The organism is Streptomyces sp. NPDC021224 (genome assembly GCF_044332905.1).
In the GTDB taxonomy this organism is placed as follows: domain Bacteria; phylum Actinomycetota; class Actinomycetes; order Streptomycetales; family Streptomycetaceae; genus Actinacidiphila.
In genome coordinates this window covers 461,527-476,209 of sequence record NZ_JBIRPW010000006.1, presented here as the reverse complement: position 1 = coordinate 476,209, position 14,683 = coordinate 461,527, and the positions used below count along the sequence as shown (strand labels likewise).

Sequence of the window (14,683 nt, the reverse complement as noted above, 5' to 3'; positions counted from 1 at the left end):
GTCCGGGAGGGGGCCGCCCCCACACACGCAAACCGGAGGTCCTGGCATGTCCGTATCCCCCCACGAGGCGAGACCCGCCCCCACCCCCGCCGCCGCGCGCGCCCGGCGGGCCCGGCGCGGGGCCGCGGCCACCACCGCCGCCGCACTCGTCGCCGCCGGGCTCGCGCTGGTCACCGTGCCCGGACACGCCGCGGCCGCCGACCAGCAGCTGCTGGCCAACCCCGGTTTCGAGACCGGCACCCTGGACGGCTGGACGTGCACCGGCGGTTCGGTCTCCGGCTCGCCCGTGCACTCCGGCACCTCGGCGCTGACCGGCGCCGCGAGCGCGTCCGACACCGCGGAGTGCCGGCAGACGGTGGCCGTCCAGCCGGGCACCGCGTACGACCTGAGCGGCTGGGTGCAGGGCTCCTACGTCTACCTCGGCGCCACCGGCACGGGCGTCAACGCCAGCGTGTGGGCGCCCGGCGCGACGTCCTGGCAGCAGCTCACGACGCACTTCACCACCGGCGCGAGCACCACCTCGGTGACGGTCTTCACGCACGGCTGGTACGGCCAGGGCTCCTACCACGCCGACGACCTCAGCCTGACGGGCCCCGGCGGCGGCCAGACGACTCCGCCGACGACCCCGCCCACCTCGCCGACCACACCCCCGACCACGCCGCCCACCACTCCCCCGACGACACCGCCCACCACCCCGCCGACCACACCCCCGACCTCCCCGGGCGGTCCGACCGGCGACGGCAAGATCACCGTCCCGACGGGCCTGACGGCGGGCACGGTCACCGGGAACGCCGCCGTGCTGCGCTGGAACGCCTCCACCGACAGCTCGCAGAACGGCGACGTCGCGGCCTACAAGGTCTACTCCAACGGCCAGATCGTGGCCACGTCGATGGGCACCACCGTCGCCGTCAGCTCGCTGCTGCCGAGGACGACCTACACCTTCGCGGTGCAGGCCTACGACGCCTCCGGCCACGCCTCGGCGACGCTGTCGCAGCCGGTCACGGTCACGACGGGCGCCGCGCCCGCCGCGCACGCGTTCAGCTCGGCCTACTTCGACCAGTGGGGCATCTACGAGAACGCCTACTACCCCAAGCAGATCGGCACGAGCGGGGCGGCGGCCAAACTCGACGTCGTCACCTACGCGTTCGAGAACGTCAACCCGAGCAGCCACAAGTGCTTCGAGGCGATCAAGGCGTCCGACGCGGGCAACGAGGACGACCCCAACGCCGGGGACGGCGCGGGCGACGCCTACGCCGACTACCAGGCGGACGTCGCCGCGGGCGACAGCGTGGACGGCGCCGCGGACGTCTACGAGCAGCCGCTCAAGGGCAACTTCAACCAGCTGCGCGCGCTCAAGGCGAAGTACCCGAACCTGCGCTTCACGGTGTCGCTGGGCGGCTGGACGTACTCCAAGTACTTCTCGGACGCGGCCGCGACCGACGCCTCCCGCAAGGCGTTCGTGTCCTCCTGCATCGACATGTTCCTCAAGGGCAACCTGCCGAAGAACGTGCAGGGCGACCCGTCCGGCGGCACCGCGTCCGGCGCGGGCATCTTCGACGGCATCGACATCGACTGGGAGTACCCGGGCTCGCCCGGGGGCCACACCGGCAACCACTACTCGGCGGCCGACAAGGCCAACTTCACGCTGCTGCTCCAGGAGTTCCGCACCCAGTTGGACGCCTACGGGACGAGCGTCGGCAAGCACTTCCTGCTGACCGCGGCGCTGCCCAGCGGCCAGGACAAGATCCAGTACCTGGAGACCGACAAGATCGGCAACTACCTCGACTACGCCGACGTGATGACCTACGACATGCACGGTTCGTGGGACGCGACCGGCCCGACCAACCACCAGGACCCGCTGCACGACAGCCCCGCCGACCCGACGGCCCCGATCACCCCGGGCACCGCGAGGTACAACGTCGACACGGCCCTGACCTCGTACACCGCGGGCCTGCCCGCGTACGGCATCCCCGGCGGCTTCCCGGCCTCGAAGATCGTCCTCGGCGTCCCCTTCTACTGGCGCGGCTGGACGGGCGTGCCCGCCGGGAGCGACTACGGCCTCTACCAGAGCGCGACCGGCCCCACCGCGGCCAAGGCACTCAGCCAGGAGGCGGGCCTGGCCGCCTGGAAGGAGCTCAGCCCGGCCGCGTCGCAGCTGCACTGGGACCCGGTGACGGAGAGCGCCTGGATCTACGACGGCACCAACTTCTGGACCGGTGACACCCCGCAGGCGATCCAGGCGCGTGCCGCGTACGCGAAGTCCAAGGGGCTCGCGGGCATGTTCGCCTTCTCGCTGGAGAACGACGACTCCTCCGGCACCCTGGTCAACACGATGGCCGACAGCCTGAAGTAGGTTCTCGGCAGCGCCCCTCCGTACGGCCGTCCCCCCGCATTGGCCGCGGGGGGACGGCCTTTCCCGTCCGCGGGGGACGGGATCAGGGCGCCCAGGGGGAGGCGACGGCCCAGCTCGCGTCGTCGGCGTAGGAGGTGCTGGAGTCCCACGCGTTGGAGCCGCCGTTGACGGCGAGGTAGACGTTGTAGTCGTAGTGGCGGAGGTAGCGGTCGGGGTAGTTGACGGACGGGAAGGACAGGCCCTGCCCGTTCAGGCCGCTCTGGGTGCAGAAGGTGGCGTCCTGCTTGAACAGGTCGCTGCCGTCGCTCGCCGCGAGCTGGAGCTTGAAGTTCTGGTGCCGCAGGTACTGTCCGGACTTGTTCGCCGACTCGAAGGACACGCACCCGCTGTTGGCCAGGCCCGCTCGGACGATCCAGGTCGCGTCGCCCTTGTCGGTCGCCGAACTCGACGACGTGACACCGGCGATGACCACGTTCGCGTCGTTGTCGTCGTGCTTGAGGTAGTCGCCGGTGCAGCACGAGGTGGTGGCGCGCAGCGAGGTCTTGCTGCCGACCGTGAGGCCGCCGGTTCCGCCGGTGGTGCCCGCGGTGTAGCCGACCGAGGTGATGTTGGCCTGCACGGCGTTCTCGGTGGCGTCCGAGGGGTAGCCGGACGTCATCACGCCCTCGTAGAAGGTGCCCTGGGCGCCGACGCTGTTGTCACCGCCGATGCCGAGGATGATCGCGCCCTGTTTCTTCATCGGGTTGTAGCCGGAGACGTTGGGGCGCACGCCGCTGTAGAAGGTGGACAGGCTGCCCGACTGGGCGTTGCCGCCGCGGATCGCCCACTGGTTGGCGCCGCCCTTGATGAGCGCGGTGGTGAAGCGGTAGTTGACGGTGGGATCACCGGAGTTGAGGTGCTGGTTCACGCCGGAGAACAGGCCGTTCTCCAGGTCGGCCATGATCCAGGGGCCGTTGCCCGAGCCGTAGCCCCACACCTTGATGTTGCCGAAGTAGATGGCCTCCATGGTGCCGTTGCCGTCGTCGTGGCTGTCGGTCTCGGCGTTGCCGTAGTCGAAGCAGCAGCCGCCGTTGTAGTGGGTGCCGTCGAGGACCGCGTACATGCCCTCGGGGTTGTCGCCGGTCGCGACCCCGCTGGTGTGGTTGTTGCGGTAGCCGGTGCCGGGGGCGACGAAGACGCCGTAGGCCTTGTGGCCGCCGACCGTGACCGGCGCGGCGGTGGCGCTCGCGAGGTTGTCGTAGCCGCCGGACGCCGGGCCGTTGAAGCCGCCGGGCGGGGCCTGGGTGAGGTTGTTGCCGCGGCCGGACTGGTCGTAGATGACGGTGATCACGCACGTGGTGCCGGAGCAGAAGGAGTCCTGGGCGGCCGCGTTGGCGTAGCCGCCCGCGCTCAGCACGCCGATGTTCTGCGTGGCGTTGTCGGACGCGCGCCGCACCTGGTAGAGCGAGCCGTTGTACGAGCCGTACAGGGCGCGGGTGGTGCTGTGCGCGGCGACGCACGGGGTGCCGCCGGACTGGTAGATGTCGCAGGGCAGCGAACCCGCCGCCTGCGAGGCCGGCGAGGTGCCGGCCAGGACGCCGGCGACCAGCGCGGCGGTCGCGCCGAAGGCGAGCGCGAGACTGCGCAGCCTGCGGCGGACCCGGATCTTTGCGAGTACGGACACGAGGTCCTCCTCCGTGGGGGGGGGTGATGGGTGGTGCGGGCCGGACGGCCGCGGGTGCGGCCCCGGCACGGATTCCGGGCTCCGGGCCCGCCCGCGGGCGGGGGCGGGCAGCCCGGAGGGCGGCCCGGCGCCGGTGGGTGCGGCGCCGGACCGGCTCTCCGCCGCGGCATGGGGGTCCGCGGCGTCACTCAGCCGCGGCGCGCCACGCTTCTGGCGCGCAGCCGGTCGGCGGTGATCGCCAGACCGAGGACGCAGCCGAGCACGATGTTGGTGTAGTTGGAGTTGATCTGAAGCGTCGTCAGTCCGTTGTTGATGAGTTCCAGCAGCACCGTGCCCGCGACGATCCCGACGATCCGGCCCTGCCCGCCGACCAGGCTGACCCCGCCGATGACGGCCGCGGCGATCGCCGACAGCTCCCAGCCGACGCCCACCCCGCTCGCCGACCCGACGCCCATCCGGCCGAGCACGAGGATCCCGGCGAAGGCCGACAGCAGCGAACTGGTCACGTACATCGAGATGACGCGCCGGTCGCCGCGGATCCCGGCGAGCCGGGCGGCCTCCGGGTTGCCGCCGACCGCGTAGACCTGCCGTCCGGCGTAGGTGCGTTCCAGGAAAAACCAGGCCACCAGCGCGACGACCACGAAGAGGATGAGCGGCAGCGGCACCTGGGCCACGTACGTCTGCCCGAGGTCGCTGAAGGTGCCGCCGATGCCGGTGATCGAGGTGCCCGAGGTGATCGCGAGGGTGACGCCCTGGGCGACGGTGTACGTCACCAGGGTCACCACGAAGGGCGCCATCTTCAGCCGGGTCACCGCGAGCCCGTGGATCAGCCCGACCGTGCCGCAGATCAGCAGCGTGACCAGGATCGCCAGCACGGGCGGCAGTCCCGCGCGCACGTTGAACCAGGACATCAGGATGACGCTGGTGCCCAGCAGCGCGCCCACCGACAGGTCGATGCCGCCGGTGAGGATGACCAGCGACTCGCCGATCGCGATGAGCCCGTACTGCGCCAGGTCGAAGCCCATGCCCTGGAGGTTGACCGCGCCCGCGAACGTCGACTTGTCGAGGGCCAGGGACACGAAGACCACCACGCAGGCCGCGATCACCCCGACCTCGGGCGTCTCGACGAGCCGCCGCAGCAGCGGGGTGCGCGGCTCCGGGGCGTCGGGGGCCGCCGTGACCGGGGCGGGGGCCGCGGGCCCCGCGCCGGTCACCGGTTCGGCCGCCCCGCGCGTGCCGTCCTTCATCGGTGTGCCGTCCTTCATGCGCGTGCCTTCCCTCCGCCGGCCGCGCCGGCTCCCGTACCGCCGCCCGCGAGCCCGGCGCCGGAGCCGGCCGCCGCGGTCATGATCACTTCCTTGCCGAACCGGTCGCGGGGCAGGTCGGCGACGATCCGGCCGTGCGCCATCACCACGATGCGGTGGCAGATCCACAGCAGCTCCTCCAGTTCGGAGGAGGCCACGAGCACCGCGAGGCCGTCCTGCGCGGCGGTGTCGATGAGGCTGTAGATCTCCGCCTTGGCCCCGACGTCCACCCCGCGCGTCGGCTCGTCGAGCAGCAGCAGCCGCGGCTCGGCCGCGAGCCAGCGGCCGAACACCGCTTTTTGCTGGTTGCCGCCGGACAGCGAGCCGATCGGCTGCTCCTGGGTGTGCAGCCGCACCCCGAGATCCCGGACGATCCGGGCCGCGTGCACCTTGTCGGCCCGGGGCCGCAGCACCCCGCGCCGGCTGATCCGGCGCAGCGTCGCGAGCGTGACGTTCCAGCGCACGGAGTGCGCGGGCAGCAGCGCCTGCACCTTGCGGTCCTCCGGCACCAGCCCGATCCCCGCGGCCACCGCGTCGGCCGGGTGCCGGGGCCGGAAGTCGGCGCCCTCGAAGGCGACCGAACCCCCGGTGCGCGGCTGCGCGCCCATCACCGTGTGCAGCAGCCGGCTGCGGCCGGAACCCATGAGGCCCGCGACCCCGACGATCTCGCCCGCGTGGACGTCGAGATCGACCGGGCCGAGGCCGTCCGCGGTGAGGGCGCGCACGCTGAGCGTCGCCGCGCGCTCCACCGACGGCGGCGGGGTCAGGTCGGCGCGGGCCAGTTCGGTGCCGACCATCTCGCGGATCATCCGCTCCTCGGTGGCCTCGGCCGGGGTCAGGTCCGCCACCAGCTTTCCGCTGCGCAGCACCACCACCCGGTCGGCGACCGCCCGCACCTCGTCCAGCCGGTGCCCGATGAAGAGCACCGCTCCCCCGGCCGCCGCGTGCTGCCGGGCCAGCGCGAGCACCCGCTCGGCCTCCACGGGGCCCAGCGAGGACGTCGGCTCGTCGAGGATCAGCACGACCGGGCGGTGGCCCCACGCCTTGGCGATCTCGATCATCTGCCGCACCGGCACCGGGTAGCGGCCCACCGGCCGGTCGACGTCCACCCCGCGCACCCCGACCTCGGCGAGCAGCGCCCGCGCCTCCGCCCGGGTGCCCGCCCGGTCGACGACGAGCGAGCCGAGCGCACGGGTGCCCGCGCGCTGCGGGCGGCGCCCCAGCAGCAGGTTCTCCGCGACGCTCAACTGGCCGACGAGCGGGAACTCCTGGGCGACCATCGCGACGCCCATGTCCCGCGCGTGGTCGGGGCGGCCGGGCTGGAGCGGCCGCCCCGCGATCCCGATCGTCCCGGTCGTCGGGGTGACCGTGCCGGACAGCACGCCCATGAGCGTCGACTTGCCCGCGCCGTTCTCGCCGACCACGGCGACGATCTGACCGCGCGCCAGGTCGAGCCGCGGGATGTCCAGGACCTTCACCGGGCCGTACGCCTTGCTCACGTCGCGCAGCGCGACGGCGGTGTCGGTGCCGGTACGGGCGGGGGCCGTGCCGCTTCCGGAGGGGGCCGCCGCCATCAGCCGATGCCGAGTTCGGTGAGCTTGGCCTGGTAGTCGCTGAGGTTGGCCTGCGTGACCAGGCCGACGCCGGAGCTGAGCGTCGTACCGTCCGACTCCAGGTAGGGCTTGACGAGGGCGAGCGTCGCGTCGACGCCCAGCACCTTGAAGGCCGCCAGCAGGTAGGCGCCGGTGTAGCCCTGCTGGTAGGGCTGCTGGAGGACGGTCGCCTGGATGACGCCGGACTTGATGAAGTTCAGCGTCTGCGGGTCGCTGTCGTCCGAGATGACCTTGACCTTGCCGGTCTTGCCCGCGGCCTGGACGGCCTGCCCGGCGGACGGGCCGTCGTAGGAGTACACGCCGTACAGGCCGTTGACGTTCGGGTTGGTCTGGATCGCGGTCTGGGCGTTGGTGAGGGCCTTGGAGGCGTCCATGCCGTCGCTGAGCTTCTGGACGACCTTGATGTCCGTGCCCTTGAGCGCGTCCTCGAAGCCCTGGATGCGCTCGACCGCGTTGGACGTGGTGAGCGAGCCGACCAGCACGACGACCTGGCCCTTGCCGCCGAGCGCCTGCTTCATCGCCTCGCCCGCCTTCTGGCCCGCCGTGTAGTTGGGGGTGCCGAGGTAGAGCGCGGCGCCGTCCTCCTTGGGCAGCGGCGAGTCGATCGCCAGCACCGGGATACCGGCCTTGTTCGCCGAGCTGATCGGGGCCTTGATCGCGGTGGGGTCGATCGCGGAGACGCTCAGGCCGGTGATGCCCTGGCCGCGCAGCGTCTGGATGATGCTGAGCTGCTGGTCCAGCCGGCCGTTCGCCGGGGCCTGGTAGACGCCCTTGACGCCGAGGTCCTTGACGCCCTTGTTGAAGCCGACCTTGCCCGCGTTCCAGTAGTCGACGGCGACGTTGACGACCATCGCCTCGTTCACCTTCGACAGGTCCTTGCCCGCGAGCGCCTGCTTCAGGGCGGCGTCCAGCTTGGCGAGGTTCGCGTCGTTGAAGGTGATGTCGCCCTGGATCGTCACGGCGGGCGCGTCCGTGCCCGTCCCGCCGGTCGAGCCGCCGCCGCTGCCCGAGCCCGAACCCGAGTCGCCCGCACCGCTCTTGCTGCACGCCGCCGCCCCGGCCAGCACCGCGAGCACCACCGCCGCGGCCCCGCAGCGCCGGACGAGGCCGCGGCGCTTCCCGGCCACGTCCGCCGCGTCCACCGCGCCCGCCGTGCCTGCCGTGTCCGCCCCGTCAGCCCCGTATGCCGTCCGACCTGCCCGACCACACCGCACTGCACCCATGACAACATCCCGTCCGGAAAGGCCTCGCAGCCCGTTTGCTGTTTGTTAGCGCTCACATCTTGATCGTGTCGTACGTGTCGTACACCGGCCCGCCCGACCCCGCTCCAGGGGTCGGCACACCCGTGCTCCCACCGGACGTCCCGGCGTCGCACCGTTCGAGAGGCGATATGCCGTGCCTCTCGTAGCTCTCGTGCCTCAAGGGCGCGCAGGCGCCCCGCAGGGCCCACCCACCGCCGCGTCCGACGCGGCATCCGAGGGACGGGCGGCCCGTCACCCCTCGAATGTTAGCGTTCACTGATTGGGCGTCAAGAGAGCGTGCAGAAAGTTTTCGCCCCTCCGTACGGACGGCGCGACGGGGACGTACGGACGGGCGCCCGGAGGCGTACGGCGGTGCGTCCGGGGACGTACGGACGGGCGGCGGGGGCGCGCCACCTTGTGGGTGGTACGCCCCCGCCGCCCGTCCGGGCGCGCCCGAGCGGGCTACGCGGCCCGGGACTTCGCACGGCCGCGGAACCCGGCCGCCGCCGCCAGCGCACCGGCCGCGGCCACGACCGCCGCGCCCGTGAAGGCGGCGGAGTAGCCGTCGGTGAGGGCGGCGGCGTCGTCCAGGGCGCCGGAGCCGTGCGCGGCGGCGAGCGCCGTCATCGCCGCGAGCCCGACGGCCGAGCCGATCTGGTAGCTGGTGTTGACGATCCCGGCGGCAAGGCCGCCCTCCTCCGGCCGGACCCCCGACAGCGCGGTGCCCAGCGACGGGATGAAGGCCAGCGCCATGCCGAGCGCGGCCAGCAGCGAGGCGGGCAGCACGTCCACCGCGTAGGTGCCGTCCGCGCGGACGAAGGACAGCCACAGCATGCCGCCCGCGAGCGCGGCCAGACCGGTCACGACGAGCGGCTTCGGCCCGAAGCGGACGATGAGGCGCGGCGCCAGCACGATCATCATCACCATCACGGCCCCGGTCATGGGCAGCAGCGCCGCACCCGAGGCGAACGCGCCGAGCCCCAGGACCTGCTGGAGGTAGAGGTTGAGGAAGAACCACATCGGGATCCAGGCCGCCGCCAGGAGGAGCTGGGCGAGGTTCGCCCCGGCCAGCCCCGGGCTGCGCCACACGCCCAGCCGCATCAGCGGCTCGCGGCGCCGCGCCTGGAGGGCGACGAAGCCGCCGACGAGCAGCAGTCCGGCGACGAGCACCAGCCAGGTGCGGGCGGCGCCCCAGCCCGTCTCGGGCGCGCGGACCACCGCGTAGACCGTGGTCGCGAGCCCGGCGGTGACGGTGAGCGCCCCGGCCCAGTCCACCGATCCGCGGCGCACGGGCGCGGCGGGCATGACGGCGGGGGTGAGCGCGAGGACGAGGGCGGCTATCGGGAGGTTGACGAAGAAGACCCAACTCCAGTCCGCGTACTGGGTGATCACGCCGCCGAGGAAGACGCCCGCGGTGCCGCCGGCCGGGGCCGCCGCCCCGTACAGCGCGAAGGCCTTGCCCAGCTCGGCGGGCCGGGAGCCGAAGAGCGTCATGAGCAGCGTGAGCGCGGCGGGGGCGATGAGCGCGGCGCCTGCGCCCTGCAGGGCGCGCCCGGCGAGTTCGGTCCCGGCCTGCCCGGCGAGTCCCGCGACGAGCGAGCCCGCGGCCAGCACCGCCCATCCGGCGGCGAAGACCCGCTTGGCGCCCAGCAGGTCGGACAGCCGCCCGCCGAGCAGCAGCAGTCCGCCGAAGGCGATGACGTAGGCGTTGAAGACCCAACTCAGGTTCTCGGCGGAGAAGTTCAGGTCGGCCCGCATCTTCGGCAGGGCCACGCCGATGATCGAGGTGTCCATGATCACCATGAACTGCGCCAGCGCGATGAGCGTGAGGGCGGTCCACCGCCGGGGGTGGGGTGCGTCCTGCGGGGCGCCTCGCGCAGCCTTCCGCGGGGCCTGGTGGGGGGTGTCCTGCCGGGTGTCCATGACGTGCCTCCTATACCGGGTGGGGGTATCTCGGAGTCGGTAATATACCCCTGGGGGGTATGGAGAAGGCAAGAGGGGACGCGAGACGACATCGCGCACGGCCGCCCGTACGCGCGCAACCGGCGGAGGGGGACGGAGGGGGCGAAGGGCGAAGTGGCCGGCGGGTCGGCGCGGCCGAACGGGAAATACGACGGGCGGCGACGGGCGCGGCGGCCGCTCCGGGACGGCCGCCGCGCCCGGAGCGGCCGCCCCGGCGGCGGGCGCGGACGCCTACAGGCCCCGCGCCAGCCGGAAGTACGCCTGGTTCCAGCGGATCTCCTGGGTGAAGCGGCGCAGCGAGGTGTCCGCGTCGATCAGGAGGAGTTCGGTCGCGAGGATGTCCGCGAGGTCCGCCAGCTCCTCCGGGCCGATCGCCGTCGAGAGGACGGTGTGGTGCGGGCCGCCCGCGGTGAGCCAGGCCTCCGTGGAGGTGCGCAGGTCGGGTTCCGGGCGCCACACCGCGCGGGCGACGGGCAGCGCGGGCAGCGGCTCGGCGGGCGGCACGACCTCGATGGCGTTGGCGACGAGCCGGAAGCGGTCGCCCATGTCGGCCAGGCCCACGACGACCGCGGGCCCGGGGGCGGCGTCGAAGACGAGCCGCACCGGGTCCTCGCGACCGCCGATGCCGAGCGGGTGGACCTCGCAACTCGGCTGCCGTGCCGCGATGGTGGGGCACACCTCCAGCATGTGCGCGCCGAGGATGAGCTGTTCGCCGGGCACGAGGTGGTAGGTGTAGTCCTCCATGAAACTCGTGCCGCCGGGCAGCCCGACGGCCATCGCCTTGACGGTCGCCAGCAGCGTCGACGTCTTCCAGTCGCCCTCGCCGCCGAAGCCGTAGCCGTCGGCCATGAGCCGCTGGACGGCGAGGCCCGGGAGCTGCCGCAGCCCGCCGAGATCCTCGAAGTTGGTGGTGAAGGCGCCGAAGCCGCCGTCGTCGAGGAAGCCGCGCAGGCCGAGTTCGATCCGGGCGGCGTAGCGCAGGGAGTCGTGCCGGTCGCCGCCGGGGGCGAGTTCGGGGGCGAGCCGGTAGGTGTCGGCGTACTCCCCGACGAGCGCGGAGACCTCGGCGTCGCTCGCGCCGTCCACCGCCGCGACGAGGTCGTTGACGCCGTAGGTGTTGACGGACACCCCGAAGCGCAGCTGCGCCTCGACCTTGTCCCCCTCGGTGACGGCGACGTCCCGCATGTTGTCGCCGAACCGGGCGAGGCGCAGCGTGCGCAGGGTGGCGGCGCCGATCGCGGCCCGCATCCACGCGTGGACGCGCTCACCCACCGCCGGGTCGGAGACATGGCCCGCGACGGTCTTGCGGGCCACCCCGAGCCGGGCCTGCACGTAGCCGAACTCGCGGTCGCCGTGGGCGGCCTGGTTGAGGTTCATGAAGTCCATGTCGATGCTGGACCAGGGCAGTTCGACGTTGGCCTGGGTGTGCAGGTGGAGCAGCGGCTTGCGCAGCAGGTCGAGCCCGGAGATCCACATCTTCGCGGGCGAGAAGGTGTGCATCCAGGCGACCAGGCCGACGCACGCGTCGTCGGCGTTGGCGGCGAGGACGGTGGCGACGATGGCCGCGGAGTCGGTGAGGACCGGCTTCCACACGACGCGGGCGGGCGAGCCCGGGAGGGCGGCGAGCCGCGCGGCGATGGCCTGCGACTGCTCGGCCACCTGCGCGAGGGTGCCGGGCCCGTAGAGGCCCTGGCTGCCGGTGAGGAACCAGACCTCGCGCTCGGCGGCGGGCGGCGGCGTGGACGCGGCTGTCATGCGGTGACTCCTCGGTCGGCGGGGCGGTCGCCCCCGGGGGCGGGGGGCTGGGCGGGCGTGCCGTCGGACGGTGCGGCGGACCTGCCGTCTGACGGTGCGGTGGGCGGTGCGGGCGGCTGCTGGCCGTAGACGTTCTGGTAGCGGTCGTACAGGCGGTCGATGTCGGCGCCCGGGATGGGCAGCGGGGTGCCGAGCTGACGCGAGATGTGCACGGTGCGGGCGACGTCCTCGCACATCACCGCGGCCTTGACCGCGGCGCGGGCGTCCTTGCCGACGGTGAAGACGCCGTGGCTCTGCATGAGGACGGCGGGCGAGCGGTGGCCGCGCAGGGTCTCGACGATGCCGCGGCCGATCGAGTCGTCACCGATGAGCGCGAAGGGTCCGACGGGTATCTCGGCGCCGAACTCGTCGGCCATCGCGGTCAGGACGCACGGCACGGGCTCGCCGCGCACCGCCCACGCGCACGCGTAGGTGGAGTGGGTGTGGACGACGCCGCCGACCTCCGGCATGTGCCGGTAGACGTACGCGTGCGCCGCGGTGTCCGAGGACGGCGACAACTCGCCCTCGACGACGCGCCCTCGCAGGTCGCACACGATCATGTTCTGCGGGGTGAGCGCGTCGTAGTCGACACCGCTGGGCTTGATCACGAACAGGTCGGCGCCGGGGACGCGCGCGGAGACGTTCCCGGCGGTCCAGACGACGAGCTGGTAGCGCACCAGCTCCTGGTGCAGATCGCTGACCTGGCGCCGCAACCGGTCGAGCGGATCGCCGGCGGGCGCCGGAGGGGGGCTGCTGCTGCTCATGGCGGGGTACCTCGTCTCTGAATAGTGAGCGCTAACAGAAAATAGTGATCGCTAACATTCCGGCTGTCGGCAGGCCGCGCGGGGCGTACGGCGAGGGTCCGGGGCGGGCGAGGGCGCGGGGCCGGGCTCCCCGCGCCCGGACCCGGGGCCTGTTCCGTGACCAGGACCGGGTCCGGGACCCGAACCGGGCCTCCGCCGTCTCACCGGGCGGTCCGCAGGGCGCGCAGCCGGTGCATGACGGCGCTGCCGCCGCGCCCGAAGTGGTCGTGCAGCGTGCGGTATTCGGCGTAGAGCAGGTCGTAGGCGGCGGCCCGGACCGGGTCCGGGGTGTAGGCCGCGCGCTTGATGCGGCCCATGACGGCCGAGGCCTCCCTGATGCCCGGGTAGGCGCCCGCCGCGACGGCCGCGTGGATCGCGGCGCCCAGCGCGGGGCCCTGGTCGGAGGCGAGCACGTTGATCGGGCGGTTGAGCACGTCGCAGTACGTCTGCATCAGGAAGGTGTTCTTCAGCAGCCCGCCCGCGGCGGTGAAGTCGGCGACCGGTACGCCCGACTGCTCGAAGGTCTCGACGATGGTGCGCGTACCGAAGGCCGTGGCCTCGATCAGCGCGCGGTAGACGTCCTCGGGCCGGGTGTCGAGCGTGAGGCCGACGACGAGCCCGGACAGGTGGTGGTCGACCAGCACCGAGCGGTTGCCGCTGTGCCAGTCGAGCGCCATCAGGCCGTGCCCGCCGACCGGTTGGGCCGCGGCCTTCTCGGTGAGCAGCTCGTGCGGGGAGATCCCCCGGCGCCGTGCCTCGGCGGCGTACTCGTGCGGCAGCGTGGTGCGCACCGCCCACGCGAGGATGTCGCCGACCCCGGACTGGCCCGCCTCGTAGCCCCACAGCCCCGGCACCACACCGCCGCGCACCGCCCCGCACATGCCCGGGACCTCGGCGAAGACCGCGGAGTTCATGATGTGACAGGTCGAGGTGCCCATGATGGCCAGCATGTGGCCGGGCTCCAGGGCCTGGGCGGCGGCGCTGGTGACATGCGCGTCGACGTTGCCGACCGCGACGACCGTCCCCTCGCGCAGCCCGGTCAGTTCGGCCGCGGCCGCGGTCACCGTGCCCGCGCTGGTGCCGAGTTGGGACAGCGGGTGGTCCACCTTGGCGGTGAAGCCCGCGAAGTCCGGGTGGAGGGCGGCGAGGAAGTCCTCGTCCGGGTAACTGCCGTCCTGGTACATGCCCTTGTAGCCCGCGGTGCACAGGTTGCGGTTCTCCGCGCCGGTGAGCTGCCACACGATCCAGTCGGCCGCTTCGATCCAGCGCTCGGCGGCCGCGTAGATCTCCGGTTCCTCGCGCAGGAGTTGCAGGGCCTTGGCGTACTGCCACTCGCTGGAGACCTTGCCGCCGTAGCGGGCCAGCCACGGCTGCCCGGTCTCCTCCGCGCGCCGGACGACGAGGTCGGCCTCCGGCTGCGCGGCATGGTGCTTCCACAGCTTGGGGTAGGCGTGCGGGCGCCCCGCGAAGGCGGGCAGCTCGCTGAGCGGAGTGCCGTCGGCCGTCGTCGGCAGGACCGTGCAGGAGGTGAAGTCGACCGCCACGCCGATGACCTGGTCCGCCCGCACACCGGCCGCCTCCAGCGCGCGCGGCACGGCGAAGCGCAGCACGTCCCGCCAGTCCTGCGGTATCTGCAGCGCCCAGTCCGGCGGCAGCGCCGGACCTCCGTCCGGCAGCGCGGACTCGACGACGCCGTGCGTGTACTCGTGGACGGCGCTGCCCAGTTCACGGCCGTCTGCGACGGCGACGACAAGAGCCCGCCCGGACAGCGTCCCGAAGTCGATGCCGACCGTGACCGCGTCGGCGGGCGGTGTCGTGCTGGTGTGCGTCATGTGCGGATCTCCCGAGGGTGGAGGGATGCGGTCGCCGCTGCGTGTGCGGGGAGTGCGGGGTGCGCGCGCCGCGTACGTGCGGTGCGGCGCGGGTCGTACGGGCGGGTGCGGTTCGGTG

9 protein-coding genes are annotated in these 14,683 nt (G+C 73.1%); 1 reads left to right on the top strand and 8 read right to left on the bottom strand.

Features of this window, described 5'->3' with window-relative positions; all coding sequences use genetic code 11:
* Window positions 1–46: 46 nt before the first annotated feature.
* Window positions 47–2,353 (top strand): glycosyl hydrolase family 18 protein, encoded by a 2,307-nt coding sequence (locus tag ACH4PY_RS18610; RefSeq protein WP_398183298.1) that lies wholly within the window; start codon window positions 47–49, stop codon window positions 2,351–2,353.
* An 82-nt stretch (window positions 2,354–2,435) separates the two neighbouring features.
* Here the strand turns inward: ACH4PY_RS18610 and ACH4PY_RS18605 are convergent, their stop codons facing one another.
* The 8 genes from ACH4PY_RS18605 to araB form a co-directional block, all read right to left on the bottom strand.
* Entirely contained in the window at window positions 2,436–4,016 is a 1,581-nt protein-coding gene (locus ACH4PY_RS18605) for an alpha-L-arabinofuranosidase B (RefSeq protein WP_398183295.1), read from the bottom strand.
* Window positions 4,017–4,204: 188 nt separating this feature from the next.
* Window positions 4,205–5,281: an ABC transporter permease gene (locus tag ACH4PY_RS18600; RefSeq protein WP_398183292.1), complete on the bottom strand. Its 1,077-nt coding sequence runs from the start codon at window positions 5,279–5,281 to the stop codon at window positions 4,205–4,207.
* A complete protein-coding gene (locus ACH4PY_RS18595; RefSeq protein WP_398183289.1) occupies window positions 5,278–6,894 on the bottom strand; it encodes a sugar ABC transporter ATP-binding protein in 1,617 nt (538 codons plus the stop codon). Before ACH4PY_RS18595 ends, ACH4PY_RS18600 begins: the two co-directional genes overlap by 4 nt.
* Complete coding sequence (locus ACH4PY_RS18590) at window positions 6,894–8,075, bottom strand: substrate-binding domain-containing protein (RefSeq protein ID WP_398183286.1); 1,182 nt, start codon at window positions 8,073–8,075, stop codon at window positions 6,894–6,896. Before ACH4PY_RS18590 ends, ACH4PY_RS18595 begins: the two co-directional genes overlap by 1 nt.
* A 561-nt stretch (window positions 8,076–8,636) precedes the next feature.
* A complete protein-coding gene (locus ACH4PY_RS18585) occupies window positions 8,637–9,977 on the bottom strand; it encodes an MFS transporter (protein WP_398183444.1) in 1,341 nt (446 codons plus the stop codon).
* Window positions 9,978–10,367: 390 nt separating this feature from the next.
* Window positions 10,368–11,891, bottom strand: a complete 1,524-nt coding sequence (araA, locus tag ACH4PY_RS18580) for an L-arabinose isomerase (protein WP_398183283.1) — start codon at window positions 11,889–11,891, stop codon at window positions 10,368–10,370.
* Window positions 11,888–12,694, bottom strand: coding sequence for an L-ribulose-5-phosphate 4-epimerase (locus tag ACH4PY_RS18575; RefSeq protein WP_398183280.1), 807 nt, complete (start codon window positions 12,692–12,694; stop codon window positions 11,888–11,890). The genes araA and ACH4PY_RS18575 overlap by 4 nt, the downstream gene beginning before the upstream one ends.
* A 200-nt stretch (window positions 12,695–12,894) precedes the next feature.
* Window positions 12,895–14,565, bottom strand: coding sequence for a ribulokinase (araB, locus tag ACH4PY_RS18570; protein ID WP_398183277.1), 1,671 nt, complete (start codon window positions 14,563–14,565; stop codon window positions 12,895–12,897).
* Window positions 14,566–14,683: the final 118 nt, after the last annotated feature.

What these genes read in the sequence shown, in the direction of transcription:
- ACH4PY_RS18610 (WP_398183298.1), top strand. Translation starts at nt 47, where the DNA reads ATGTCCGTATCCCCCCACGAGGCGAGACCCGCCCCCACCCCCGCCGCC.
- ACH4PY_RS18600 (WP_398183292.1), bottom strand. Translation starts at nt 5,281, where the DNA reads ATGAAGGACGGCACACCGATGAAGGACGGCACGCGCGGGGCGGCCGAA.
- ACH4PY_RS18595 (WP_398183289.1), bottom strand. Translation starts at nt 6,894, where the DNA reads ATGGCGGCGGCCCCCTCCGGAAGCGGCACGGCCCCCGCCCGTACCGGC.
- ACH4PY_RS18585 (WP_398183444.1), bottom strand. Translation starts at nt 9,977, where the DNA reads ATGGTGATCATGGACACCTCGATCATCGGCGTGGCCCTGCCGAAGATG.
- araA (WP_398183283.1), bottom strand. Translation starts at nt 11,891, where the DNA reads ATGACAGCCGCGTCCACGCCGCCGCCCGCCGCCGAGCGCGAGGTCTGG.
- ACH4PY_RS18575 (WP_398183280.1), bottom strand. Translation starts at nt 12,694, where the DNA reads ATGAGCAGCAGCAGCCCCCCTCCGGCGCCCGCCGGCGATCCGCTCGAC.
- araB (WP_398183277.1), bottom strand. Translation starts at nt 14,565, where the DNA reads ATGACGCACACCAGCACGACACCGCCCGCCGACGCGGTCACGGTCGGC.